At 69.1% G+C, this 26,162-nt stretch carries 21 protein-coding genes; 15 read left to right on the top strand and 6 right to left on the bottom strand.

Features of this window, described 5'->3' with window-relative positions; all coding sequences use genetic code 11:
- Positions 1–136 precede the first annotated feature (136 nt).
- A complete protein-coding gene (locus BGO82_RS15910; protein ID WP_291306600.1) occupies positions 137–1,006 on the top strand; it encodes a universal stress protein in 870 nt (289 codons plus the stop codon).
- 39 nt (positions 1,007–1,045) lie between these two features.
- Here the strand turns inward: BGO82_RS15910 and BGO82_RS15905 are convergent, their stop codons facing one another.
- The gene (locus BGO82_RS15905) at positions 1,046–2,464 is read right to left on the bottom strand and encodes an OmpA family protein (protein ID WP_291306599.1); all 1,419 of its coding nucleotides are present in this window, start codon (positions 2,462–2,464) and stop codon (positions 1,046–1,048) included.
- Between the two features lie 150 nt (positions 2,465–2,614).
- Positions 2,615–3,250, bottom strand: a complete 636-nt coding sequence (locus BGO82_RS15900) for a GntR family transcriptional regulator (RefSeq protein WP_291306598.1) — start codon at positions 3,248–3,250, stop codon at positions 2,615–2,617.
- Between the two features lie 124 nt (positions 3,251–3,374).
- On the opposite strand from BGO82_RS15900, the gene BGO82_RS15895 reads away from it, so the two are divergent.
- The 7 genes from BGO82_RS15895 (at position 3,375) to BGO82_RS15865 (ending at position 9,804) form a co-directional block, all read left to right on the top strand.
- Positions 3,375–4,526: a mandelate racemase/muconate lactonizing enzyme family protein gene (locus BGO82_RS15895; protein WP_291306597.1), complete on the top strand. Its 1,152-nt coding sequence runs from the start codon at positions 3,375–3,377 to the stop codon at positions 4,524–4,526.
- A gap of 2 nt (positions 4,527–4,528) precedes the next feature.
- Entirely contained in the window at positions 4,529–5,968 is a 1,440-nt protein-coding gene (locus tag BGO82_RS15890; RefSeq protein WP_291306596.1) for a sulfatase-like hydrolase/transferase, read from the top strand.
- On the top strand, positions 5,965–6,930 hold the full coding sequence (locus tag BGO82_RS15885) for a tripartite tricarboxylate transporter substrate binding protein (protein ID WP_291306595.1): 966 nt from the start codon (positions 5,965–5,967) through the stop codon (positions 6,928–6,930). Before BGO82_RS15890 ends, BGO82_RS15885 begins: the two co-directional genes overlap by 4 nt.
- A 33-nt stretch (positions 6,931–6,963) precedes the next feature.
- Positions 6,964–7,464: a tripartite tricarboxylate transporter TctB family protein gene (locus tag BGO82_RS15880; RefSeq protein ID WP_291306594.1), complete on the top strand. Its 501-nt coding sequence runs from the start codon at positions 6,964–6,966 to the stop codon at positions 7,462–7,464.
- A gap of 31 nt (positions 7,465–7,495) precedes the next feature.
- Entirely contained in the window at positions 7,496–8,968 is a 1,473-nt protein-coding gene (locus BGO82_RS15875) for a tripartite tricarboxylate transporter permease (RefSeq protein WP_291306593.1), read from the top strand.
- Between the two features lie 9 nt (positions 8,969–8,977).
- Positions 8,978–9,313 carry an L-rhamnose mutarotase gene (locus BGO82_RS15870; protein ID WP_291306592.1) on the top strand — a complete coding sequence of 112 codons (336 nt, stop codon included), beginning with the start codon at positions 8,978–8,980 and terminating at the stop codon, positions 9,311–9,313.
- Positions 9,314–9,429: 116 nt separating this feature from the next.
- Positions 9,430–9,804 carry an HU family DNA-binding protein gene (locus BGO82_RS15865; protein WP_291306591.1) on the top strand — a complete coding sequence of 125 codons (375 nt, stop codon included), beginning with the start codon at positions 9,430–9,432 and terminating at the stop codon, positions 9,802–9,804.
- Between the two features lie 37 nt (positions 9,805–9,841).
- Here the strand turns inward: BGO82_RS15865 and BGO82_RS15860 are convergent, their stop codons facing one another.
- Positions 9,842–10,984: a helix-turn-helix transcriptional regulator gene (locus BGO82_RS15860; RefSeq protein WP_291306590.1), complete on the bottom strand. Its 1,143-nt coding sequence runs from the start codon at positions 10,982–10,984 to the stop codon at positions 9,842–9,844.
- Between the two features lie 179 nt (positions 10,985–11,163).
- Between BGO82_RS15860 and BGO82_RS15855 the strand changes: the two genes are divergently transcribed.
- A complete protein-coding gene (locus BGO82_RS15855; RefSeq protein WP_291306589.1) occupies positions 11,164–15,591 on the top strand; it encodes an autotransporter domain-containing protein in 4,428 nt (1,475 codons plus the stop codon).
- Positions 15,592–15,619: 28 nt separating this feature from the next.
- Here the strand turns inward: BGO82_RS15855 and BGO82_RS15850 are convergent, their stop codons facing one another.
- Together BGO82_RS15850 and BGO82_RS15845 are read right to left on the bottom strand one after the other, a co-directional pair.
- The gene (locus tag BGO82_RS15850; protein WP_291306588.1) at positions 15,620–16,444 is read right to left on the bottom strand and encodes an HAD-IIA family hydrolase; all 825 of its coding nucleotides are present in this window, start codon (positions 16,442–16,444) and stop codon (positions 15,620–15,622) included.
- Positions 16,444–17,223, bottom strand: a complete 780-nt coding sequence (locus tag BGO82_RS15845; protein WP_291306587.1) for a FadR/GntR family transcriptional regulator — start codon at positions 17,221–17,223, stop codon at positions 16,444–16,446. Before BGO82_RS15845 ends, BGO82_RS15850 begins: the two co-directional genes overlap by 1 nt.
- Before the next feature lie 195 nt (positions 17,224–17,418).
- Between BGO82_RS15845 and BGO82_RS15840 the strand changes: the two genes are divergently transcribed.
- The 6 genes from BGO82_RS15840 to BGO82_RS15815 all read left to right on the top strand — a co-directional run bounded on the left by BGO82_RS15840 (position 17,419) and on the right by BGO82_RS15815 (position 24,606).
- Entirely contained in the window at positions 17,419–18,690 is a 1,272-nt protein-coding gene (locus BGO82_RS15840; RefSeq protein WP_291306586.1) for an extracellular solute-binding protein, read from the top strand.
- 112 nt (positions 18,691–18,802) lie between these two features.
- Positions 18,803–20,089: an extracellular solute-binding protein gene (locus BGO82_RS15835; protein WP_291306585.1), complete on the top strand. Its 1,287-nt coding sequence runs from the start codon at positions 18,803–18,805 to the stop codon at positions 20,087–20,089.
- 59 nt (positions 20,090–20,148) lie between these two features.
- Positions 20,149–21,042, top strand: a complete 894-nt coding sequence (locus BGO82_RS15830; protein WP_291306584.1) for a sugar ABC transporter permease — start codon at positions 20,149–20,151, stop codon at positions 21,040–21,042.
- Entirely contained in the window at positions 21,026–21,910 is an 885-nt protein-coding gene (locus BGO82_RS15825; RefSeq protein WP_291306583.1) for a carbohydrate ABC transporter permease, read from the top strand. Before BGO82_RS15830 ends, BGO82_RS15825 begins: the two co-directional genes overlap by 17 nt.
- Before the next feature lie 123 nt (positions 21,911–22,033).
- Positions 22,034–23,623: a hypothetical protein gene (locus BGO82_RS15820; protein ID WP_291306582.1), complete on the top strand. Its 1,590-nt coding sequence runs from the start codon at positions 22,034–22,036 to the stop codon at positions 23,621–23,623.
- A gap of 14 nt (positions 23,624–23,637) precedes the next feature.
- Positions 23,638–24,606 carry a 2-hydroxyacid dehydrogenase gene (locus tag BGO82_RS15815; RefSeq protein ID WP_291306581.1) on the top strand — a complete coding sequence of 323 codons (969 nt, stop codon included), beginning with the start codon at positions 23,638–23,640 and terminating at the stop codon, positions 24,604–24,606.
- Between the two features lie 12 nt (positions 24,607–24,618).
- Here the strand turns inward: BGO82_RS15815 and BGO82_RS15810 are convergent, their stop codons facing one another.
- Positions 24,619–26,088 (bottom strand): sulfatase-like hydrolase/transferase, encoded by a 1,470-nt coding sequence (locus BGO82_RS15810; protein ID WP_291306580.1) that lies wholly within the window; start codon positions 26,086–26,088, stop codon positions 24,619–24,621.
- Positions 26,089–26,162: the final 74 nt, after the last annotated feature.

Genomic DNA, 26,162 nt, shown 5'->3' with positions numbered 1-26,162 from the left:
GCAGTGAAGGCCGGTTCGCCTCGCGAAGTCAATCGCGCATGGCGCGACCTAAGGTCTCGATCGCGGGCGCGCGGGCGGCGCGGCCTTGCCTCGGAGGCACGTTTCAGAGACGGTGCCCGAAGGAGGAGGGACGGCCATGTCAGACGCTCGACGCATCAACCTGCGACACATCACCCTGGCCACCGATCTGGCGGCGCGAACCGATCGGGCATTCGACCGCGCGGTGAGCTTTGCGCGCCGCTGGAATGCGCGGCTGCTGATCGTGCACGCGGTGCAGGAGCGCGCCTCGATGAGCGACCAGCCCTCGTGGCGGCGCGGCGCGGATGCGGTCGAGGTCGCGCGGCGGAAGCTGCTGTTCGACTATCCGGGCTGGGAGGGCGTCGAATCGGCCGTCGAGGTCCGGATCGGCAAGCCGCTCGACGTGGTGCTGGAAGCGGCGTCGCGCGAGAACACCGATCTGATCATCACCGGCATTGCCCGCGAGGACGTCTATGGCCGCGACGATCTCGGCGCGCTGGTGCCGGAGCTGGCAAGGCGGGCGACGGCGCCGGTGCTGGTCGTCAAGAAGCGCTTGCTGACGGCGCCGCGCCGCGTGGTGGTGGCCACCGATCTCACCGATACCTCGCACACGGCGCTGGAGCTTGCGCTCGGGCTGTTCGGGCCAGGCCGGCTGACGCTGTTCAACGCCTTCGACATTCCGTATCGCGGCCTCGCCGGCGACCGCGCCGATCTCGAACGGACCATGCGGCCGGGAGTGATCGAGGAGTGCCGGGCGCTGCTCACCGAAGTGGCGGGGCCGGCGGCGGCGGCCGAGGTCGAGATCATCGCCGAGCTCGGCGCGCCGGCGCCCATCCTCGCGAAGTTCGTCGTCGACCGCGACATCGACCTGGTCGTCACCGGCACCTATGGGCACCAGGGCGTGATGAACGCGCTGCTGGGGAGCACGGCGATGGAGATCATGTCGCAGGTCTCCTGCGACGTCATGGTGGCGCGCCGCAAACCCTAGGCCGCTGCCGGGGCGGCGCCGGGCAGGCGCGGCGCCGCGTCAATAGCCGTAGATGAGGACGACGCGGTTCTGCGCCTCCACGGTGTTGTCGCCGGTCGCGACCGGCGGCGCATCCTCGCCGAGGCCGGTCACCGAGGTGAGGGCGGCCGGGTCGACGCCGGCCTTGAGCAGCGCCAGCCGCACCGCCGCCGCGCGGCGGAGGGACAGGCTGCGGTTGAGCTCGGCCGGGCCCTTGCTGTCGGAGAAGCCGACGAGCGCCAGGGGGCCGGGCGCCGCCGCCAGCCTGCGCGCGATCGCGTCGAGCTTTTCCTGCTCGCTGGCCGCGACGCTGGTGCCGCTGGAGCCGAAATAGATGCGTTCCAGCACCTGCGGCGGCCGCACCGAGGGCGGCGGCCGGGTGGCGAGCGCGTCGAGGTCGTTGCGCAGGGTCGCGACCGCCGACGCCGGCGGCAGCGCCTGCACCTGCTGCTCGAGGGCATCGAGCCGCGACAGCAGCGAGGCGACGTTGCTTTCGAGCGGCTTGGTGTCGGTGGTCGGCAAGTCGGCAACCTGTTTGGCGAGGGCGTCGAGCTGGCTGGCGAGCGTCGCGACGGCGGCGCTGTCGGCCTTGGTCGCCAGCGCGGCGGTGACGTCCGCCACGCGGCTCGACAGGGCCGCCGCATCGGTGCGGGCCTGGGCCAGCGCGGTGGCCGCGCCGGTCACCTGGGCGCCCAGCTCCGCCACGTGCGTCTCGATGGCGCCGACGCGCTCGGCGGTCGGCGCGGCGGCGACGGCGGTGCGCAGCGATTCGATGTTCGCGGTGACGGTTCCCATCTGCTCCGCCAGCGGCCGCGTGTCGGGCAGCGCGGCGAGGCGCGACGCCAGCGCGTCGAGCCGCCCCTGCAGGCTGTCGGGCCCGGTGGCGGTGACGTCCGCCACGGTGGTCTCCACCGCCGTCAGCCGGCTGCCGAGGCGGTCGATCTCGGCGGCGAGGTCGGGACGGGCGGGCGTTTCGAGGGCGGTCACCCGCTGCGACACGGCGTTCAACTGGCCGGACAGCGCATCGACCCGCGCCGGCGCGAAATCGCCGAGCTGCGTCTGCAGGGTCTTGAGGTCGGTGCGCACGCCCTCGAGCTTGGCGTCCACCTCGGTCAGGTCCGGCGGCTTGATCGCGCCCAGCGCGGTCTCGACATTGGCGAGACGGCCCGCGAGGCCGTCGACGTCCTTTTGCACCGGCGCCAGATCGGGAATCTTGATGGCCGCGATCTGGGCCTCGAGCTCGGCCTGCCGCTGCTCCAGCGCCTTGGCGCGATCGAGCGGCACGAGGTCGGGAAGCTGGTCGCCAAGCTGCTGGCTGCGCTGGTCGAGCCGCGCGAGCGTGTTGCCGAGGTTCCAGTTCCACAGCAGCGATGCAACGAGCAGCACGCCCAGGGCGATGGCGCCCCAGAGCAGCCGCCGATCATAGGCAGTCTCCGCCACGTGATCCCCCCGTCCCCTTGCCGATCCTCCGCACGGCCCCGTCGCAACGGCGCCGGCGCACGGTCACCAACGCCGATTGGAGGCTGAGTTGCCGGCTATGTCAAACCGTGCCGCGCGGGAGGGGCCGCGAGTCGGTGCGGTCGGGCGCGGTCAGTTGCCCTGCAGCGCGCGGTTGCGGGAGATTTCGATGTGGGCTTCCATCGCCTTGCCGGCGGCGTCGGGGTTGCGGTCGCGGCAGTGGCCGAGCATGGCGACGTGTTCCTCGAGCCCGGTGATCACCCGGTCGGGCGTCAGGCGGTTGTTGGCGCGGATCAGGCGGATGCGGGTGGCGTTGATCTGGTAGGTTTCGCGGATCAATTCGTTGCCCATCGCCTCGATGATCACGTCGTGCATGCGCCAGTCGACCTCGACGGCGCGCGACAGATTCGCCTCGGACAGGTCGAGCCGCACCTCGGCGAGCACCGCCTCGGTGGCGCGCAGCAGGTCCTCGATCGCCGGCATCGGGCCCTGTTCGGCGAACTCACGGATGGCGGCGCGCTCGAACAGCAGGCGCAGCCCGAAGGCCTCGCGGATGAAGCGCGTGGTGAGGTCGGTGATCTGGATGCCCCGCTGCGGGTGCACCTTCAGCAGGTTTTCGCTCTCGAGCTTCTGGATCGCCTCGCGCGCCGCGCCCAGCGGCACGCCGGCGAGCTTGGCCAGCTCCTTCTGCGTGACGAACTGGCCGGGCGCCAGATGTCCGGAGAGCAGCTTGTCCTTGAAGTTCTGGTAGGCCTCGACCCGATCCATCGCGTTCTCCGCCTTGCGCGCCGTGCGTCCTGATAGCAACGGCGCGCGTCACGATCAATCTTTGCACAATTACTTGTCTATCACTGATTAATCAGTTAGTGATCAGCGTGCGAGGGAGGAACGCATGCAGGATCAGGCCATCACCGTGGAACGGATCGAAGCCTATGCGCTTTCGTCCGCCGTGGTGAACGGCCCCCGTTCCTCGCTCGCCCCCATGCCCACCCGCAACGGCCTGCTGATCAAGCTCTGCGACGCCGAGGGCGGCTGGGGCTGGGGCGAGGCGTGGTGCAATTTTCCGCCGCGCGGCAATCTCGCCAAGCTGCTTTTGCTCGAAGACGTCATCGGCCCGGCGCTGCTCGATTCGCCCGTCGCTGCGTGGGACCAGGGCCGCCGGTCGCTGGAAGGCCGGCTGGCGCGCATGGAAATCCACACCGGCGAGCAGGGGCCGTTCTCGCATCTTCTCGCCGCCATCGACCTGGCGCTGGCCGATCTCGCGGCGCGGCGGCGGGGCATTTCGCTGGCCCGGCTGCTGGCGGAGCGGCCCCTGGCGCGCGTCCCGGTCTATGCCAGCTCGCCGGCGCCGGAGCGGCTGGACAGCGCGCTGCCCGACCTGCTCGCGGCGGGGCACACGGCGGTCAAGGTCAAGATCGGCTACGATTGGGATGCCGACAGCAGCCTGCTCGATCGCGTGCGGCGCATCGCGCCCGAGGTCGAGCTCTATGTCGACGCCAACCAGGCGTGGGCGCCCGACATCGCGGCCGACCGGCTGCAGGCGCTGCGCGACTGGCAGCCGCGCTTCGTCGAGGAGCCGATGCGCGCCGACCGGCCGATCGAGGACTGGAGCACGCTGGCGGCGAGCTCGCAGATTCCGCTGGCGGCCGGCGAGAACATCCTCTCGACGCAGCGCTTCGCGCACATGGTCGAAGCCCGCGCGCTGCGCGTGGTGCAGCCCGACGTCATCAAATGGGGCGGGGTCACCGGCGCCATGGCGGTGGGCCGGCATGCGCAGCGCAACGGCGCCCGCTGCTTCCTGCACTATATGGGGACCGGGCTCGGGCTTGCCGCGTCGGTGCAGGTGATGGCGGCGCTGGGCGGCGACGGCTATCTCGAGCTCGACGCCAACGACAATCCGCTGCGGACCGACCTCGGCGACATCGACCTGACGGTCGGCGACGGCGCGCTGCGCGTGTCGGAGGCGCCGGGCATCGGCTTCGTTCCCGACCCCGGCCGCCTCGCCGCGCTTGCGGTCGGCTCCTGCGTCCTGACGGGCAGCTGAACATGCCGACAGCGCGCCGCCCCAACATCCTGTTCGTTCTGTCCGACCAGCACCGGGGCGACTGGCTGGGCAGCGACATCGAGGCGCTGCGCACGCCGCAGCTCGACCGCCTGGCGCGGGAGGGCACGCGCTTCACCTCGGCCATCTGCCCGTCGCCGCTGTGTGCGCCGTCGCGGGCCTGCATGGCCATGGCGCGCGACTACGACGACGTTCCGGTGCGCACCAATGCCCAGGACATGCCGGCCGATGCACCGACCTTCTACCGGGCGCTGCGCGACGCCGGCTATCAGGTGCTGAGCTGCGGCAAGCTCGATCTGTTCAAGGAGGCCGGCTCGTGGGGGCGCGACGGCTGGCACCGGCAGGCCGACGGACGTTCGCTGCTGGCCGAGGCCGGGTTCACCGGCGGCGCCGATTCCGCCGGCAAGCACGATGCGGTGATGGCCGCGCGCGCCGGCCGCGACGAGCCTTATGGCCGGTTCCTCGCCGAGCACGGCCTGCTCGACCTGCACGTCGACGATTATGCGCGCCGGCCGACGCCGAACTATCGCAACTGCACGCCGACGCCGCTGCCCGATTTCGCCTATGCCGACAACTGGGTCGGCGCCTCCGCCTGCCGCCTGCTGCAGCAGGCGCGCGAGGCCGGCACGCCGTGGTTCCTGCAAGTCAATTTCCTCGGGCCGCACGAGCCGATGGACGTGACCGAGGCGATGGCCGAGCGCTGGGCCGGCGTCGATTTGCCCATGCCCGATGTCGCCGGCGATTTCAGCGCCAGCGAGCACCGCGAGATCCGGCGGCGCTATGCCGCCATGATCGAGACCATCGACGGCTGGATCGGCGTGTTCCGCCGGCTGCTCGCGAGCAGCGGCCAGCTCGAGGACACCGTCATCGTCTATGCCAGCGACCATGGCGACATGCTGGGCGACCACGGCTTGTGGGCCAAGCTCCATCCCCTGCAGCCCTCGCTCGGGGTGCCGCTGATCTTTTCCGGCCCCGGAATCGCCGTGCAGGAGCGGGCCGATCCGGTGTCGCTGATCGATCTCGGCCCGACCTTCGTCGCCTGGGCCGGCGGCACAATGGACGCCGGCGCCGGCGGCACGCCGCTGCAAGCGCTGCTGGCCGGCGGCCCCGGGGACGCCGGCGCGGTCCGCTTTGCCGGGTTCGGCGCGTGGCGCGCCGTGAGCGATGGCCGCTACAAGCTGATCGCCGGCTACGACCGGGCGCGGATCGGTGTTCCGCGCGCCGCCCCGGCATTCGATGCCGCGCGCCTCGATCGCCGCGGGGAGCTGCAGCTATTCGATCTGGCGGAGGACCCGCAGGAGCGGGTCGACCTCGCGCCAGAGCATCCAGAAATCGTCGAACGCCTCGCCGCCCATCTGCGGGCGAGGCACAGGGTTGGCGAAAGAAGCCCGGCAACGGGCGCAAAGGAGGAGGAGTTGAGATGAAGGCCTTATTGACTGCCGCCGTCATGGCGGTCGCGGTGGCCGCGGCGCCTGTCGCAGCCGCGGATTTCCCGAACGGACCGGTGCAGGTCATCGTGCCGTCGGCGCCCGGCTCGGGCATGGACGTGCTGGCGCGGACCATCGCCACGCATCTGGAGAAGGAACTTGGAACGCCGTTCCCGATCCTCAACACGCCCGGCGCCGGCCAGGCGACGGCGGCGCGCGCGCTGCTCGATGCGCCGGCCAACGGCCAGACCATCATGATCGCGCATCCGCAATTGCTGGTGAGCGCCGAGACCGGCATCCTGCCCCGCGAGCTGCTCGACAAGCTGGCCCCGATCGCCCAGACCGGCAGCCAGGAGAACTTCCTTGCCGCCCCGGCCAGCGCGCCCTTCAGCAACCTCAAGGAGCTCGCCGACTACGCCAAGGCGCATCCGGGCGAGGTGAACGCCGGCATCGACGGCATCGTCGGGCTCGACCACATCGTGCTGCTGCAACTGGCGGACGAGATGGGGGTGAAGTTCAACTACGTGAACGTGCCGGGCGGCGGCCCGCCGAAGGTGCAGTCGCTGCTGGGCGGCTTCACCCAGCTCGGCGTGCTGGGGCCGGGACCGTTCTCGGGCGTGTTCAAGAGCGGCGACATCAAGGGGCTGGCGACGCTGTCCAACACCGACGCCAAGAGCGTGAGCTTCCCCGAAGTGCCGACCACCAAGGCGCAGGGCTACTCGGCCGAATTCGTGCTCGGCTTCTGGTGGTTCGTGCGGGCGGACACGCCGCAGCCGATCGTCGACAAGCTGGCCAAGGCCATCGCCGACGTCATGGCGGACCCGGCGGCGCAGAAGGAGATCGTCACGCGCGGCATTCCCAATCCGAGCTATGCCGATGCGGCGACGGCCCGCCAGCAGATCGATGCGCAGATGGTGGGCATCCACAAGGTGGTCGAGGAAGTGGCCAAGCTGCAATAGCAGCCACGGCAGTCGCAACCGAGGGAGGTGGTGGTGCGGAAGCTGAACGGGACGCTGGTGTTCTCGGTGCTGATGGTCGTCATCAGCGGCGTGCTCGCGATGTCGGCCGCGTCGATCACGACGTCGCCCTTCGATCCGGTCGGCGCCCGCATCTTCCCGCTGTCGGTTGCGGCTGTCCTGCTCGTTTTGTGCCTGGTGCAGTTCGGGCTGCGGCTTCGCGACGCAATCCGGCCCGTGGCCAAGGCGCCGCCGGATCAGCCTCCGGCCGACGCCGCGGCGCCGGGCCGGGGCATCTTCGTGCGGGTGGGGCTGGTGCTGGTCATCCTCGCCGCCTGCACCCTGCTCATGCAGGTCAAGGTGATCGACGCGCTGGTCGCCATGACGGTGGCGGTGATCGGGAGCGCCCTGGCGCTGGCGCCGGTGCGCGGCGCGCCGGCGCTGCTGCGCGAGACGGCATGGGCGGCGCTCCTTGCCGCCATCCTCGTCGGCACCGCCTATCTGCTGTTCGTCCAGACCTTCGGAATCCGCCTGTGAGCGGCGTCCGTCCCGTCAAGTGGAACTGCCCATGCTGACCGAATTCGTTGCTCTGCTGCAGGTGCACACGCTGCTGTTCTGCGTGCTGGGCGTGATCCTGGGCGTGCTGGCCGGGGCGCTGCCCGGCATCAATGGCGGCACGCTGATGGCGCTGGCGCTGCCGCTGACTTTCTACATGCAGCCGCTCGACGCGCAGATCCTGCTGATCGGCATGTATATGGGCGACGTCAGCGGCGGCATGATCGCCTCGACGCTGATCGGCGTCGCCGGCTCGCCGTCCTCGATCATGACCACGCTCGACGCCTATCCCATGGCGCGCAAGGGGCGCGCCGCGCGGGCGCTGGGCATCGCCATCGGCGCGCAATTCTTCGGCGCCATGGTGTCGTGGCTGGTGCTGGCGTTCGTCGCCGAGCCGCTGGGGCGGCTGGGCGTCAAGTTCGGGCCGTTCGAGATGTTCGCTTTGGTGCTGTTCGGGCTGGTCATGATCTGCGCCGTGGGCGGCAGCTCGTTCATCAATGCGCTGATCGCCGGCCTGCTCGGCATTCTCTGCGCGCTGGTCGGGCTCGATCCGGTCGACGGGCAGCCGCGGCTCACCTTCGGCATCGACGCGCTGCAGAACGGGCTGAACCTCGTGCCGGTGATCCTGGGCATCTTCGCCATCGCGCCCATGCTGGCCGACGAATTGCTGCCGGAGGGGCAGGGGCAGAAGCAGAGCTTCACCGCCCGGCTGCCCGATATCGTGCGCTCGATCGGCGTCGTCCGGCACTACGGCGTCGACCTGCTGCGCTCGTCCGCGGTCGGCACCATCGTCGGCCTGCTGCCGGGCATCGGCGCGGCCATCGGCGCCACCGTCTCCTATTCGGTGGCGCGGCTGTCGTCGCGCCATCCGGAAAAGTTCGGCACCGGGGCCGAGCAGGGTGTCATCTCCTCGGAGGGCGCCGCCAGCGCCACGGTGTCGGCGGCGCTGGTGCCGATGATCAGCCTCGGCCTGCCGGGCAGCACCGCCGACGCCTTCCTGCTGGCGGCGCTGATGATCCAGGCCATCCAGCCCGGCCCGCTGCTGGTGGTCGAGCATCCCGACATCTTCTTCGGCATCATCGGGGCGGCGCTGCTCTCGGTCATCGTCACGCTGCCGATCGTGCTCGTGGCGTCGGTGTCGCTGGCCAATGTGCTGCGGGTGCCGCGGCACCTGCTGACCGCGGCGGTGATCGCGTTCTGCATCATCGGCACCTACGTGTCGGCCAATTCGGTGTCGGAGCTGTGGACGCTGGTCGCGTTTTCGGTGATCGGGCTGGTGATGATCTTCAGCCGCCTGCCGCTGCCGGCCTTCGTCATCGGCTTCATCCTCGGGCCGATGGCCGAAAGCTCGCTCCGCACCGGCCTGATGATTTCCCATGGCAGCATGCTGCCCCTGCTGCAGCGGCCGATCCCGCTGGTGCTGCTGGTGATGTCGGTGGCCGCCGCGAGCTGGATCGGCTGGCGCTCGCGGCGCATTCCCTCGTGAGGACGAAGCATGGCACCGACTGACCCTGTGTCGCGACGGATCGTCCTGACGGCGCGGCTGCGCCCGGACATGGTCGAGACCTATTGCGCCCTGCACCGGTCGCCGGACCCGGCGATCGTTGCGGCGCTGCCGGCTGCCGGGCACCGCGACTACCGGATTTTCCGGCGCGGCACGCTGCTGGTCGCCAGCTTCGACTATGCCGGCGACGATCTGGCGGCGGAGCGGGCGCGGCTGCGGGCCCGCCCGGAGCTGCAGGACTGGATGGCGCGCACGGCCGCCTGCCAGGAGGCCGCCGACGGCCAGATCTGGCAGGAAATGGACGAGATCTTCCGCCTGCCGTCCTGACGGCCACGCCCTGCAAAGCCTGTGATTTGGTTCAGCTTCTTCTTGGACGCCGGGTCGGCAATTGCTAGTCCTCTGTCCCCAGTAGCGACCCTTACCCAACCCAAGAGGAGACTCCTTTGGCTCAGACGCGTGCAAAAAAGGCCCCGGCCAAGCAGCCCGCTGCCAAAACCAAGCCCGTCAAGGAAGCGCTGACCAAATCGGCGCTGGTCAATCTGATCGCGGACGAGAACGGGGTGACCCGCGAGGTTGCCCGCGGTGTGCTCGCGACCATCGAAACGGCGATGATGGGCTCGATCCATCCGCGTGGCGTGGGCGAGTTCACCCTGCCGGGCGTCCTCAAGATTTCGCTCCGCAAGGTTCCCGCCCGCAAGGCCGGCACCATGATCCGCAACCCCTCGACCGGCGAGATGGTGCCGGGCGCGGCGAAGCCGGCGAGCGTGCGCGTCAAGATTCGCCCGCTGTCGAAGCTGAAGGCCGCCACCGCGGCGTAGCTCGGGGCGCACAAGGCCGGAGCATCGGTCGTAACGCCTACCAGCCGGCTCCCATGTCGGAGAGGAAGCGCACGACCAGGCGAACGAGGCCGGCCTGGGAGTTGGCCTCGGTTCGCTCCAGCGCAATGCGCAGGTGGAAGCGGGCGGTGTGGATGGTCACGCCCCGCGCTTCGGCAAAGCTCTTGAGATCGTGTCCCGCCGCCAGCGCCATGCTGAGCTCGGCGGCGCCGCGCGGCAGGCCGAGGCCCTTCTGCAGCGCTTCGACCGGCGCGCCGAGGCCGAGCTCGGGATCGTGCACGACCAGCATCGCGCCGCTGCGCGTGGCGTCGAGCAATTGGTCGCTCAATTCTGCCGTCAGTGGTGCAACGAGCACCGTATAGGCGCGCCGCCCGGACGGACGCGGGACGGGCACGAGCCCGCCGGATTCGCCGGCGGCAACCCCGGCGATCTGCGCATCGATGGACCGGCGCGCGACGGCGTCGGCGGCGACGAGCCGGCCCGACCGGTCGAAGCTCAGGCCGTCGGCGGCCTGGCAGATGGCCTGCGCCGTCTTGTTGGCGAACGCCAGGCGGCCGGCGGGGTCGAGGATGGCGATGCCGGCCGTCGCCCGGTCGAGCGTGCGCTCGAGATTGGCCACCAGCACGTCCTGTGCCAGCAGCAGCCGCCGCACCTGCAGCGCCCGCGCCATGTGTGGAATGATGTTCTCGGCGGCGCGGTCGTCGTCCTTGCCGAACACGGCGCGATCCTTGCCGCGCTGCAGCCCGAACATCTCGAAGCGCCCGCCGGCCGAGCGCGTCACGCCGCCCAGCGTTTCGACGAAGCCCGCCGGCTCGAACAGCTCGTTGAGGAAGACGCTGCGGCGCTTTTCGTCGGCGGTGAACATGCGGTCGGTGCTCGAGGCGCGGCCGATGGGGAGGCGCGAGAACGCCTGCGGCGCCGGATCGAAGGGCATGTAGTCGCGCTGGTAGCGCGCCAGCACGTCGCCCTCGAAGTCGCCGGTGACGACGCTGACGTCGGATTTGGGCACGCTGGCGTCGAACGACAGCAGCGCGCTGGCGCGCGCGCCGAAGGCATCGGCGAAGCGGTTCATGGCGTCATGGAAGGCGGCGGTGTCGGTCACGCCGCGGTAGAAGGCTTCGATCAGCCCAAGCTGTTCCTGCACGGACGGACGACGGTGCATCGGCGTCTCCCGAATTTGCGCAACCCTACTCGTTTGAACAGTGCGGCAGACCGGGCGCTCCTGCAAGCTATCGCTTTCGAGAAGACTGAAGCTGCAGGGGCGTTACCATGGGGGCGAGCGGCGCGGGGCGGGGACCCGAGGCGCGGGGGCGAGGTCGGGCCGGGCGCAGGGGCCTCTTCATGGCTGCGCTGCTGGCGTGGCCGGCCTATGCGGCTGGGACAATCGTACCGGCGATGGCTGCCGACGAGTGCGGCAGCGGCGCCAGCGTCACCTGCACCAGCGCCGGCAACCCGTTCGCCGGCGGCATCACCTACAGCGCCAGCAACCAGACCGTGACGCTGCAATCGGGCGTCGTGGTCACCGCGCCCAATGGCGGGCTGGGGCTCAACGGCAGCGGCACCCAGACGGTCAACATCGCCTCCGGCGTCAGCATCGGTACCTCGGCGGCGGGCGCCGATGGCGTGTACTTCTATGGCGCGCCGAGCGCGGTGGTCATCCGCGCCGCCGGCAGCGCGGTGAGCACCGCGAACTCCAACACCTGGGGCTACAATGTCGGCGACGCCGCGGGCGTGCCGGGTTCGGTCGACGCCATCGTCGGCGACGTGACCGTCGGCAACGTCTCGGGGGCGAGCACCAATGTGCGCGGCGTCTATGCCCGCAGCACCGGCGGCTCCGTAAGTCTCACCACTGGCACGGTGATTGCGCGTGGCACCGGCGACGGCGTCTATGGCGTCTACGGCCTGTCGAGCAGCAGCGACGTTGCCGTTCACACCGGGCAGGTCACGCTGTCGGGCGGCGGCACCGCCTTCGGCATCTATGCGGCGTCGGGCGGCGGCAATGTCAGCGTCACCACCGGCGGGGTCAGCAACAGCGGCAGCGGCGGCATTGCCGGCGGCATCCTGGCGGCAACGTCGGGCAGCGGCACGGTGCTGATCGACAGCACCGGCGGCGCCGTGACGCTGTCGGGCGGCACCAGCTACAGCACCGCGGTCAGCGCCTCGGGCGCCGCCGCCGTCACCGTCAAGACCGCGTCGGTGTCGACGGCGGCGTCGGCGACCAGCGCCATCTCGGTGATGAGCCAGGCGACCGGCACGGCCAGGACCATCGTCGATACCAGCGCCGGCACGATCAGCACCACCGGCACGGGCGCGGCCACCGGCATTTCGGTGCAGAACACCGCCGCCGCGAACGCCGCCGACATCTCGATCACCACCGGGGCGGTCTCCACCAAGGGCACCAGCGCCTACGGCATCTCGACCACCTCCAAGGGCGCCGTGTTCATCACCGCCGGCGACATCACCACGCTGGGCGGCGGCGCCGACGCCATCCGCATTTCGGGTGCCGGAGCCATCACCATCGGGGCGCAGGACCATACGATCTCGACCTCCGGCAACGGCGCCGACGGCATCCGCATCGACCGCACCAGCGCCAATCCGGTGACCATCAACGCCGGCACGATCACCACCGGCGGCATCTACAGCGAGGGCATCCACGTCTTCAACGGCACCTACAATGGCGTGAGCACGCCCGATGGCGGCGCCATCAGCATCACGGCGCAATCGGTCTCCACCAGCGGCACGCCGGACGGCTCGTCCAATGCCGCCAACGCCATCAGCGCCTACACGTCCGGTGCGGGCGCCAATGGCCGCATCGACATCGACACCTCGGCCGGGGCGGCGCCGGGCACGCTGGGGCTGGTCAAGACCACCGGCGACAAGGCGCGCGGCATCTGGGCACAGAGCGGCTGGATCGCCTCGCCGAGCGTGCCGACCGGCGGTGGCGCGATCACCATCAAGGCCGGCGACGTCGCGACCGAGGGCGAAAGCGCCGAGGGCATCCACGCCGCGACCTCCGGCGTGGGGGCGGACGGGGCGGTGACGGTGACGGTGCTGGGCACGGTGTCGACCAAGGGCGCGGGTCCCAGCGGCACCAATGGCGGGCCGGCCACCGGCATCGACGTGGTCAGCTGGGGCGGCGGCCCGGTCTCGATCACCGCGCACGACATCGCGACGCTGGGCGACAATGCCGGCGGCATCTTCGCGCAGACGACCAATGGCGGCACGCTCGACATCGACACGCGCGGCGGCACGGTATCCACCAGGGGCGGCGCGGCCGCCGGCATCACGGCGACGTTCGGCAGCGGCGGCAGCACCGCGGCGATGACGGTGCGCACCGGCAACGTCACGACCGAGGGCAGCTACTCCAACGCCGTCAATGCCTTTGCCGGCGGCGCCAACGCCTCGATCCTGGTCGACACCACCGGCGGCTCGATCGTCACCAGGGGCAGCTCCGCCTCCGGCGTCAACGTCAACGGCAACGTCACCGGCAGCACCGCGACGGCGGGGCTGGTGACGGTGCGCGTGGGCAATGTGCGGACGGAAGGCACGGGCACCGCCGTCTCCGTCCAGGCCGGCACCGGCGGCATGGACGTCACCGTGGCCGGGGCGGCGTCGACCGTCGGCGTCAACAGCTGGGGCGTGTCGCTGACCAACAAGCTGAGCGGCACCTCGAAGCTCGCCGTCAACGGCTCCATCACCACCACCGGCGATACGGGGCACGGCGTCGTCGCCGGCTTCGGCGGCGGCACCGGCACCAGCATCATCACCGTCGCCGGCTCGATCTCGGCGACGGGCGACAACGCCATCGGCATCATGACGACGGGGCGCGGCGACAGCGTTTCGGTCGCCGCCGGCGGGCTCATCCGCGGCCACAGCGCCGGCGTGCAGTTCCAGGAAACCGACACCTCGCCCACCAGCCTCACCAATGCCGGCACCATCACCGGCGACGCCGGGCCGGCGGTGACCTTCCTCGGCGCTTCGCCCTCGACCTTCACCAACACCGGCACCGTCAATGGCGACGTCAAGCTCGGCGGCGGCGCCGACCTCGCGATCCTGGGCACCGGCTCGGTGATCAACGGCATCCTCAATGGCGGCAGCGGCAGCGACACCGTGCGCTTCACGGGCGACGGCAACAACAGCTTCGATGCCGCCACGGCGATCAATTTCGAGGTGGCGCAGAAGACCGGGGCCGGCACCTGGACGCTGACCGGCTCGAGCACGACGCTCCCCGATATCGACGTGCAGCAGGGGCGGCTCGCGGTCGACGGCACGCTCGCCAGCCTCACCGCGACGATCGACGGCGGCGCCGTGCTCGGCGGCCACGGCACGCTCGGCAGCTTCAGCGCATTGGCCGGCGCCATTGTCGCCCCGGGCAATTCGATCGGCACGCTGACGGTCGGGTCGGCCTCGTTCGCCGCGGGCTCGGTGCTCGAGGCCGAGCTCGACGCCAGCGGCAGCGCCGACCTGCTGCAGGTCACCGGCATCGCCGATATCGCGGCGGCCGCCAGCGTGCACACCATCCCCGGGCCCGGCACCTACACCGTCGGGCAGGAGTTCCTGGTGCTCGACGCCGGAACGCGCAATGGCAGCTTCACCGGGCTCAGCAGCGATTCGGCCTTCCTGCGGTTCGAGCTCGACCAGGCCAAAAGCCTGCGGCAGGTCTGGCTGCGCCTCACTGCCATCGCCGACCTTCCCAGCGTGGCGCAGACGCCGAACCAGCGCGCCACCGCCGAAGGGCTGCAGAGCCTCGGCGGCAGCGATCCGCTGGTCAACGCCATCGTGCCGCTGTCGGCGGCCGCGGCGCGCGGTGCCTTCGACCAGCTCTCGGGCGAAATCCACGCCAGCCTCACGCGTGCCCTGATCGATGCGAGCCGCGCCCCGCGCGAGGCGGTGTTCGACCGCATCGACGCGGCGTTCTCGGCGATCGACGGCAGCCGGGCCGAGCATGCCCGCACGCTGTGGACGCGCTCCTATGGCAGTCTCGGCACCGTTGTCGGCGACGGCAACGCCGCGAGCTTCAGCACCGCCTCCGGCGGCTTGATGGTCGGCGCCGACGGGCTCATCGGCGACAACGGCTTTGCCGGCGTGCTCGCCGGGATGTCGCTCTCGCACCTCTCGGCGCCGGATCGCAGTTCCAGCGCCGACATCGCCAGCTACCAGCTCGGGGTCTATGGCGGCACCCGGCTGGGCCAGGTGACGGTCAAGGTCGGCGCCGCGGGCAGCCTCGACCAGGCCACGGTCACGCGGACGCCCGCCGTGACGGGGCTGGGGCAGACGCTCACCTCGTCGCAGCTCGGCGTGACCGGCCAGCTTTTCGGCGAGCTGGCCTACGCCTTCCCGCTCGACAAGGGCAGTATCGAGCCGTTCGCGCGCCTCGCGGTCGTCACCGGCAGCGCCGGCGCCTATGCCGAAAGCGGCGGCCCGGCGGCGCTCGACGGACACGCGAATGCCGCCACCGCCGTCATCGCCACGCTCGGCGTCCGGGCCGCGACCGACTTCGTGCTCGGCGACGACATGGTGGTGCATGCGCATGCCATGCTGGGCGTGCAGCAGCGTTTCGGCGGCGCGCCGACGGCGACGCAGGCCTTCGCCGGCGGTGCGCCGTTCACGGTGGCGGGGCCGTCGGGCGGCGCCACGTCCGTGGTCGTCGAAGCCGGCGCCTCGACCACGCTGGGCCGCGGGGTGGATCTCGACGTCTACTACTCCGGCCAGATGTCGACCGCCGGGCAGTCGCACGCGCTCAAGGCGACGCTGTCGGGGCGTTTCTGACGGGCAGCGTCGTCGTCGTGTGACGGCGCTAGCGCGTGCCGTCCGTCCAGGCCGCCTGCAGGTCGGGCAGTCCGTCGAAAACCCCGTCGGGCTGGATCGCGCTGCCGGCGAGGTCATGGCGGCTGGTGGCGCCGCTGAGGACGAGAGCGGCCGCGAGACCGCTCGCCCGGGCGCCGGCGATGTCGGTGTCCAGCCGGTCGCCGACCATCAGCGTGCGGGCCGGCGCGGTGCCGAGCACGCGCAGCGCCGAGTCGAACATCGGCCGCGACGGCTTGCCGACGACCACCGGAGCGTGGCCCGTGGCCGCCTCGAGCGCTGCGAGGATGGCGCCGTTGCCCGGCACCAGGCCTTCGGCCGCGGGCACGCTGGCGTCGCCATTGGTGCCGAGGAACGCCGCTCCACCGCGGATCAGCAGTGTGGCGCGTTTCAGCTTGTCGTAGCTGATGCCGAGGTCGATGCCGACCACGACCACGCCGGCGGCGTCGCCGACCCGGTATCCGGCCGCGCGAATGGCGTCGGCCAGGCCGGACGTGCCGATGACGTACACCTCGCATGGCGGCGCGTAATGCTGCAGCAGGTAGTCGACCATCGCCGTCCGCGAGGTGATCACGGCGGTCTCCGGGATGCCGTCGACGCCGAGGCGCCGCAGCTTGCCGACATATTCGCGGCCCGACTTGCTGCTGTTGTTGGTGGCGAGCGCGACCGGCAGCGCGCGGCGCCGGATCGTCGTGAAGAAATCCACCAGCCCCGGCAGCGGCTGCTCGCCGTGCCAGAGCACGCCGTCCATGTCGCAGACGACGCCATCGACCCTGGAAAAGTCGATCCCCATCCGGGGCGGCCGGCCCTCTGCCATCAGCTCGCGGCCCGCGCCTGGTCGGTGACGATGTCGTGGACGTGGTGGGCGACGCCCTTGAGCAGGTCGAGCGAGGCCAGCCGCGCGCTCGCGGCGTTGCCGGCGCGGATCGCCGACAGCACCGCCTCGTGCAGCGCCAGCCGGTTGGCCGGTCCGACATGCAGCGACGAGTGCAGGCTGAAGCTGAGGGTCAGCGGCATTTCCAGCATGTTGCCCATGGCGATCAGGAACTCGTTGTTCGACGCCTGGAAGATGGCCTTGTGGAAATGCACGTCGGCGGCGACGAAGGACTGGCCGAACGGGTCGCGGCCTTCCTCGGCGCGCATTTCGTCGAGCGCCTCCTGGATCACCTCGATCGCCGCGGGGTCGCGGCGTTGCGCCGCCGATTCGGCGGCCAGCGGCTCGATGCCTTCGCGGAACACGAAGAAATCCTGGATGAAGCGGTCGATGTCGCCGGAGGCCAGCCGCCATGCCATGAGGTCGGGATCGAGCAGGTTCCAGCTGGTGCGCGGCGCCACCAGCGTGCCGGTGCGCTGCCGCGCCGTCACCATGCCCTTGCCGGCCAGCACCTTCACCGCCTCGCGAAACGACGTTCTACTGACGTTGCGCGTGGCGCCGAACATCTTTTCCGACAGCACGTCGCCGACGCTGAACTCGCCGGCCACGATGCGGCCGCCCATCTCGTCGGCGAGCGGCGACAGGTGGTGCCGGCTGGCAAAGGCGCTGCGGACGGCGCGCGCCATCGTGCTGGGCGACTGAGCCGGTTTCTTTGCGTCCAATGCGGCCTCGTTGCGGCTGTCCGGCGGGTGCAATCCGCCTTGGGGGTGGGCGATCTCCTATCGCACCGCGGGCAACTTGACACGATCTGCGTTCAGCGTCTATAGTAATATTAATACTACTATATCGGAGCGCAACCGCATTGCGCAGGAGGAGGGCCGGCAGGGGAGAGTGCCGGCCCGAGGAGGAGAGGGACCATGAACAAGCTGCTGCTGTCCGCCGCTCTGGCAGGCATGCTGGCCACGCCCGCCTGGGCGCTGGAGCTCACGGTGTGGGTGCATCCGGATTTCTCGCCGTCGGCGGGTCTGCCGGCGGTGGCCGACGCCTACAAGGCGGCCTACGCCGAGTTCGAGAAAGAGAACCCCGGCATCACCATCAAATACGAGGTGGAGCGCGGCGGCACCGAGGCGCTGCAGCAGTTCCTGACGGCGGCCAGCAGCAACACGCTGCCCGACCTCGCGCTGCTCGACGGCTTCTGGATCTCGCGGCTGGTGGAGACCGGCAAGCTGCAGCCGCTCAACGATCTGTGGAGCGCCGACAGCCGGTCGCACTGGCTCAAGGCGTCGGTCGATGCCGTCACGCTCGACGGCAAGATCTACGCCGTGCCGTTCCACACCTCGTGGCGCGGCCTGTTCTATCCGATCGATACCATGAAGCAGCTCGGCTACGACAAGCCGCCGCAGACCTGGGACGAGTTCCTCGCCTTCGCCGCCAAGGCCAAGGCCGCCAACATGTTCGGCACGCTGCTGCCCGCCGCCAGCGGCGAGGTCACGGCGCTGCACATGCTGTCGATGTTCTGGGGGCTCGGCGGCGAGATGGTCGATGCCCAGGGCAAGCCGATCTTTGCCGACGGCAAGAACCGCGAGGCGCTCGAGAAGGTCTACAGCCTCTATCACGAGCTCGCCGACAAGGGCTTCATGTCGAACGACACGACGCTCGACGAAAACAAGATCCGGCCGTTCCTCTATACCCACGAGGCCGCCTCGATCGCCGCCACGTCGTCGCGCGTCACCTCGATGTACACCGACGCGCCGTGGCTCAAGGGCGATCTCGGGGTGTTCAACTATCCGCTGCCCGACGGCGCCAAGGCCGTGCCGGTCTTGACCGGCTTCACCTACGGCATCTTCGCCAGCGATCCCGAGCGCGAGCAGGCGGCCTGGAAGTTCATCCAGTTCCTGACCACGCCCAAGACCATCGGGCCGCTCAACGCCAATGCCGGACATCTGCCGGTGATCGATGACGTGTGGACGCAGGATTTCTACAAGAACGATCCGCTGATGCAGCAGTTCAAGACGATCGTCGACAGCGGGATGAGGCCGCGTCCGTCGGTGCCGATCTATCCGGCGATCACCGCCGCCTGGTCGGCGCAGATGGCCGACGTCATCGCCGGCAGGATCACGCCCGCGCAGGCCGTCGACAACGCACGCGACGCGGTGATGGCCGAGTACAACCGGATGAACGCCAAGTAGCGCGCCGAGCGGCGCCCGAACCAGCGATAGCCTGACACAAATTCCTGGGGCGCGGCCCGCCGCTGCGCCCGACGTCGAGCCACATTCTCTTCGGCATGGGAAAGGATTTGCAATGCTGATCAAGTGGATAAGCGCGGCAGCGCTGGCAGGCGCCTTGCTGGCCAGCCCAGCCACGGCCGTGGACCTCACGGTGTGGGCGCAGACCGATCTGTCGCCCTCCGCCTCGCTCGGCCCGGTGGCCGAGGCCTTCACCGACCTCTATGCGCGGTTCCAGCGCGAGAACCCCGACATCACGCTGAAATACGAGATTCTGCCGGGCGGCACCGAAGCCCTGCCGAACCTGCTGACCGCGGCGTCGGTGGGCAATCTGCCGGACGTCGCCATCCTCGACAGCTTCTGGGTCGCCCGCCTCGCCGAGACCGGCCATCTGCAGCCGCTGAACGATCTGTGGCCCGCGGCCGAGCGCGCCGACGTGCTGCCGGCGGCCATCGACACCATGACGTTCGACGGCAAGATCTACGCCGCGATGTTCTCCAACGCCTGGCGCGGCGTGTTCTACCGCACCGACCAGGCCAAGTCGCTCGGCATCGATGCGCCGCCCGCCAGCTGGGACGAGTTCCTGGCCTTCGCCGACAAGGCCAAGGCGGCCGGCATGAAGCCGATCATGATCCCCGGGGCCGACACAGAGGTCACGACGCTGCACCTCATCTCGACCTTCTGGGGGTTCGGCGGCGATCTGGTCGATGCCACCGGCAAGCCAATCTTCTTCGAGGGCGCCAACCGCACCGCGCTCGAAAAGACCTACGCGCTCTATCGCGATCTGGTGCAGCGCGGCCTGCTCGGGACCGAGGTCTCGACCATGGACGAGAAGGCGCTGCGGCCGTTCTTCTACACCGGCGAAGCGGCGGCGATCGCCAATACGTCGTCGGGGCTGCAGCAGATGTATTCCGACGCGCCGACCCTCAAGGGCAATATCGGAGTGTTCGCGCTACCGCTGCCCGACGGCGGGCGGGCCGCGCCGATCCTGGGCGGGCAGACCTGGGGCATCTTCGCCGACGACGATGCCCACAAGCAGGCGGCCTGGAAGCTGGTCAGCTTCATGCTGCAGCCGGCCAACCTCACCGCGATCGATGCGGCCAAGGGCTATCTGCCGGTCAACCAGGCGGTCTGGGCGCAGCCCTTCTACGCCGGCGATCCGCTGATGCAGCAGTTCAAGGGCATCTTCGACGGCGCCAAGATCGTCAAGACGCGCCCTCCGGTGCCGATCTATCCGACCATCTCCTCGGCGCTGTCGCAGCAGGTCGCGGGAATCCTCAACGGCACATTGACCCCCACAGTTGCGGTCGACCAGGCTCGCGACATCGTCATGGCCGAATACACACGGCAATCGGCGCGCTGAACCGACAGCAGAGGATCATGCGGCGTCGCCATCGGTGACGCCGCGCCACAGGGGACAAGATGAGCCGACAGATCGCCACGACGCTACAGAAGCACCAGTACATCTTCTTCATCGCACCGGCCGTGGTGCTGGTGCTCGGTCTCACGGCCTATCCGGCGCTCTACGGCGTGCTGGTCTCGTTCACCAACCTCAATTTCGGCTATCCCACCTCGAAGTTCGTGTGGTTCGACAACTACGTGCGGCTGGCCACGTGGCCGGCACTGCCGCAGGTGCTGTTCAACACCGGCGTCTTCGTCGGCTCGGTGGTGGTCCTGCAGCTCAGCGTCGGCCTGCTGGCGGCGCTGCTGCTCAACCGCGCGGTCTTCGGCCGCGGCCTCGTGCGTTCGGTCGCCATCCTGCCCTGGGTCATTCCCGGCATCATCATCGCGCTGATGTTCCAGCAGTTCTTCTCAGGCAGCCGGCTGGGCATCATGAACACGGTGCTCAGCGTCTTCGGCCTGCCCAGCCGGAGCTGGTTCTCCGATCCGGTGGAATCGATGGTGGTGCTGATCCTCGCGGTGGTGTGGCGCGGCGTGCCGCTGTCGATCATCCTGCAGCTGGGCGGCCTGCAGACCATCCCGCGCGACCTCTACGAGGCGGCGGCCATCGACGGTGCCAGCCGTTGGCAGATGCTGCGCTACATCACCATCCCGTCGCTGCGGCCGATCCTGCTGATCAATGTGATCATGGCCACGTCGGGCACGCTCAACCACGTCGACATTCCGCTGGCGCTGACCGGCGGCGGGCCGGGCCGTTCGACCGAGGTGCTGGCGCTCAGCATCTACAAGCAGGGCTTCGAGGTGCTCGACGCCTCCTATGCGTCCACCATCGCCACGGTGATCCTGCTGCTCAACCTGGTGCTAACCATCGTCTATCTGCGCTTGCTGAGGGCCCGCGATGAGCTTGCTTCCTAATACCGGCGGCACAGCTCCGGCGATCCGCCGCCGCGGCCTCGCGCCCTGGCGGCTGGGCGAGCTGAGCAGCACCTATGTGCTCTATGCGGTGCTGCTGCTCATCGTGCTGTTTCCGCTGTCGTGGGTGATCCTGGGATCGTTCAAGAATCCGTCGGAGATCTTCGCCTACCCGACGACGTTCTTTCCGCGCGAGCTCACGCTCACCAACTATGCGGACGTGATCCGCCGCACGGCGCTGCCCACCTATCTCCTCAATACGGCGATTGTGACCGGCTTCACGCTGGTGTTCACCTTGGCGATCGGCACGGTGGCGGCGTACGGGTTCTCGCGCTGGAATTTTCCGTTCAAGAACACAATTCTGGTGACGCTGCTGATCCTGCAGCTCATTCCGAGCACGGTGAACATCATCCCGTACTATCTGATGATGAACTGGTTCGGCCTGCTGAACACGCGCACGGCGCTGGTGCTGATCTATACGGCAACGCACGTGCCGTTCACCATCTGGATCATGAAGGGCTATTTCGACACGCTGCCGCGCAGCCTCGACGAAGCGGCGGTGATCGATGGCTGCTCGATGTTCCGGGTGTTCTGGAGCATCATGCTGCCGCTCAGCCTGCCGGGTCTGTCGGCCGCAGGATTTCTGGTGTTCATCGGCTCGTGGTCGGAGTTCCTGGTGCCGCTGGTGATCGCCAATTCGCGCGAGGTGGCGGTGATGAGCGTCGGCCTCTACAGCTTCTTCGGCATGGACACGACGGCCTATCACTACGCCTTCGCGGCATCGGTGATGTCGACCGCACCGGTGATCCTCGCCTACCTCTTCGCCCAGCGCTACCTGATCTCCGGTCTCGCCAGCGGGGCGGAGAAATGAAGCTTCCCATGCACTGGCTCCCGACAGTGCCGGCTCGCGAGACGGGGCAGGGCGCTACCCCGTCCCGCGAGTCATTTCGCCAGCGCGGCAACGCGCAGTCCCAGCATCTCTTGTGAGTACGAAATGGACCATATGATCGACGGCACGTCTTTGCAGGTGGGGAGTCAGCCCCAGGTGTTCGTGGACAACTGGCTGATCGAGCAGGTCGACAGCGTCACCCGGCGCTGGCACAAGCCGCAGCCGCTGCGCGAGGAGCCGGTGCTGGTGGGCGACCGGCCGTGGGAGCTCACCCCGTACTTCACCTACAGCAACTACAACGTGCTGCGCGATCCGACGGACGGGCTGATCAAGTGCTGGTACGAGGACCTTGGCCCGATGGAGGCGTACCAGCCGCATCCATGGCGCAATCGCATGTTGTATGCGGTGAGCCGCGACGGCGTGCATTTCGAGAAGCCGCCGCTGGGGCGCATCGCGATCGGCGGGCAGGACACCAATATCTTTGCCGGCTATGTCGAGGGCGCCACGCCGGATGCAATCAACCCCTGGGCGGATGTCGGCGTGCATTCGGGCGCGGTGGTGATCGTTCCAAACCCGCAGAACGCGGACGAGCGCTACCGCATGCTGTTCTCGCGCTCGCTGCCCTCGCTCAGCCAGATCGTCGAATGCGCGCATTCGGCCGACGGCATCGCATGGACGCCCTATGCGGAACGGCCGAGCTTCGGCAGCCAGACCAACCTCAACGACGTCTCGACCATCACCTATGATCCGCTGACCAAGCTGTTCACGCAGTATACGCGGCATGCGCGGATGACGGTGGCCGGCATACCGGCCTCGCGTATCGAGACGCCATCGGGCGGCCGCGGCAGCTTCCGCACTTACTTTCCGGAGCGGCCGGATCTGATGAACAAGCGGCGGGTGTTCCGCACCGTCAGCGCCGACTTCATCCACTGGACCGAGCTGGTGCCGATCTCGACGCCCGACGACGACATGGACAATCTCGACGAGGCGCACTACGGCTGCGGCCAGTTCAGCGTCGGCACGATGCAATTCGGCACGCTCGGCGTGTTCCACGGTACCGACAACGGCATGTATGTGCGGCTGATCTACAGCCGCGACGGCATCAATTTCCGCACCACCGACAATGGCCGGCCGTTCATCGCGCCGCGCGGCGAGGGACATTGGGACCGCTACATGGTCACCCAGGTGAGCCCGCCCATCCGTATCGGCGACCAGTGGTATTTCTACCATGGCGGTGCACGGAACCACCACGACTACTGGTACGCGGGCAAGCAGCATCTCGACCATGACGAGGCGCGCGATCCGCAGGGACAGATGCGCTACTGCCTCGGCGTCGCGACCCTGCGCTATGAGGGCATGGCGTCGATCGACGCGGTACGGCCGCGCCTTGGCCGGCTGGTGACGCGGCCGCTGCTCACCGATGGGCTGACCCTCGCCATCAACGCCCGGTGCCGCAAGGGCGGCTCCATCCGCGTGGCGGTGCTCGACAGCGAACACAATGTGCTGCCCGGCCGCTCGTTCGAGGATTGCGTGCCGTTCACCGGCGATGCGGTCCGTCACACGGTGCGCTGGACCGACGGCAGCGATTTCGGCGGCGCGCGCGGGCCCATCGATTTCCGCAAGCTGGCCTTCCTCATCGACGACGCCGAGATCTTCGGCTTCGTGTTCGAGGGCGAGCAGCCCGAGGCGAGCTGACGGAACGGCGCATCATGACCAAGATCGATATCGTCCTGCCTGAAAAGATCTTCGCCGGCACGCGCGCGACGCTGGAGAAGGAGTTTGCACCGCACTTTCTTGCCGAGGCAGCCGACCGCGAGGCGCTCATCGCGCAAATCGCACCGCGCGTGCGGGCCATCGCTCGCGGCAACCACATCGCGATCGACCGGGCGCTGATCGACAGATTCCCCAACCTCGAGATCATCTCGGTGTTCGGGGTCGGCTATGACGGGGTCGACGTCGCCTATGCGCGCGAGCGCGGGCTGGTGGTGACCAACACGCCCGACGTGCTCAACGAGGAGGTGGCGGACTACACCATCGGCCTGCTGGTGATGACGGCGCGCGAGCTGCTACGGGCCGAGCGCTATCTGCGCGATGGCTCCTGGGCGCGGCTCGGGCAGTTTGCGCCGGTGCCCGGCTCGCTGCGCGACCGCACGGTCGGCATGGTCGGGCTCGGGCGGATCGGCCTTGCCATTGCACGGCGGCTCGAGGCGATGCGGATACCCGTGGTCTATCATGCGCGCCATGCGCGCGCCGGCGTCGCCTATCGCTATTACGCATCGCTGCTCGAGATGGCGGCGGACGTCGATACTCTGATCGTCGCGGTGCCGGGAGGGGCTGCGACCCGCCATCTGGTCGATGCCGAAATTCTCGCTGCGCTCGGGCGGCGCGGACTCGTGATCAACATCGGGCGCGGCTCCGCCATCGATGAAGAGGCGCTCATCCGGGCGCTCGAGACGCATGCGCTCCAGGGCGCCGGGCTCGACGTGTTCGCCACTGAGCCGGCCATCGATCCGCGCTTTCTGGCGCTCGACAACGTCGTGCTGCTGCCGCATTCCGGTTCGGCCTCGCAGGTGACGCACGGCGCCATGGGGCAGTTGCTGGTCGACAACCTCAAGAGCTGGTTCAGCAGCGGCCGGCCGCTGACGCCCGTGCCGGAGACGCCCTGGCCGCGGGTGTAGAACTGACTTCGCCTAGCTCCGGTACCAATTGTGCGGGGCGACCTTGGGCAGATATTTGGCGAGGGGCAGGGGGTCCTCGGTCCTGATCGTCCAGTAGAGCAGTTCCTCGAGCATGGCGGTGCGCATCACGGCGTGCCGCGGATCGTGGTAGAGGTTCTCAAGCTCGCCCGGATCGCTATCGAGGTCGTAGAGCTCGCCTCCTGACAGCACGTCGAAGATAAGCTTCCAATTGCCCTTGCGCACCATTTTGAGGTTGCCGCTCTGGGTCACGGAGTTCAGCTCGTCGTAGGTCGGCCCGGCATAGTCGAAATGCAGCGGCGGCCGCTCGTGCGGTCCGTAGGGCAGGCTGCCGAAGCCGAGCTCGGCGTAGATGCTGGAAAATTCCGCTGCCGGATAGTCGGCGCCGGTGAGCATGGGCCAGAGGCTTCGTCCCTGGCAGCCGAACGGAATCTCGGCGCCGGCGATCTCGCACACGGTCGGGAGGATGTCGACCAGAGACACGAAGTCGAGGCGGTTATGGTGTGATCTGATGCCGGGGCCGGTGACCATGAAGGGGACGCGGACCAGGCATTCGGGCAGGCCGGCACCCTTGCGCTGCAGGCCGTAGTCGCCGGCATAGTCGCCATGGTCAGCAAGAAAGATGATGATGGTGTCGTCGAGCCTGCCGCTGGCGTCGAGATGGTCGACGAAACGCTTCACCTGGTCGTCGATCATGCGCAGCATGCCGGCATAGACGGCACGGTAGCGGCGCCAGTCGTCATCGTAGCCGGGGCGCTTTTCTTCCTCGAGCGTGCGCAGCCATTGCCATTTGCCGCCGCGCGCCAGGCTCGCCTGGGGGCCGGCGACGCGACCGGGCATCTGGTCAGGCGAGAACATGGAGAAATACGGCTCCGGCGCCTGGTACGGGTTGTGCGGCTCGGGCAGCGACAGCCAGAGGAAGAACGGCTTGTCGCGCTGCTGGTCGACGCAGGTGATGGCGTCGGAGACGATGCGGTAGCAGAGCTGGTTTTCCAGCGGGAACGGCGTGGCGGTGGTCGAGACGTGGTGGTCGAGCTCGAACAGCCAGTCGTCGGACTGCCTCTGGCTGGCAGTGGCGCGATCGGCCGGGCCGTTCGTGTGGCTGTAGGGGGCGCCGTAGAAATCGAAGGCGTCGCGGCCAGCGTAGGAGTGATTCTTGCCGGCGAGGTTGACGGTGTAACCCTGCTCGTGCAGCACCGCCGGCAGGTCCTTGCCGAAGGTGATGAATTTGTCCATGTCCCAGTTCTGCTTGACGCGCGTCGCCTTGGGGAAGCGGCCGGTCAGCATGCTGCTGCGCGCCGGCGAGCAGATGGGCATCGGGGTGTAGGCGCGGTCGAAGCGGGTGCCTTTGGCGCCGAGGGCGTCGACGAACGGCATGGTGTCGACAGGGAAGCCTTCCGAGGCAAAGAAGTCGGCCCGCTGCTGGTCCGTCATGATAAGAACGATGTTCGGCTTGTCGGACACTGAAGCGACCCTGACCTAATTCACTGGAGAAAATGGACGCCTCCGGCCAACGTGCGGCCGGAGGCGCCTGGGCC

The organism is Devosia sp. 67-54 (assembly GCF_001899075.1).
Lineage (GTDB): Bacteria > Pseudomonadota > Alphaproteobacteria > Rhizobiales > Devosiaceae > Devosia_A.
The sequence above is the reverse complement of the archived record's forward strand: the minus strand, read 5'-3'. Positions and strand labels throughout refer to the sequence as shown.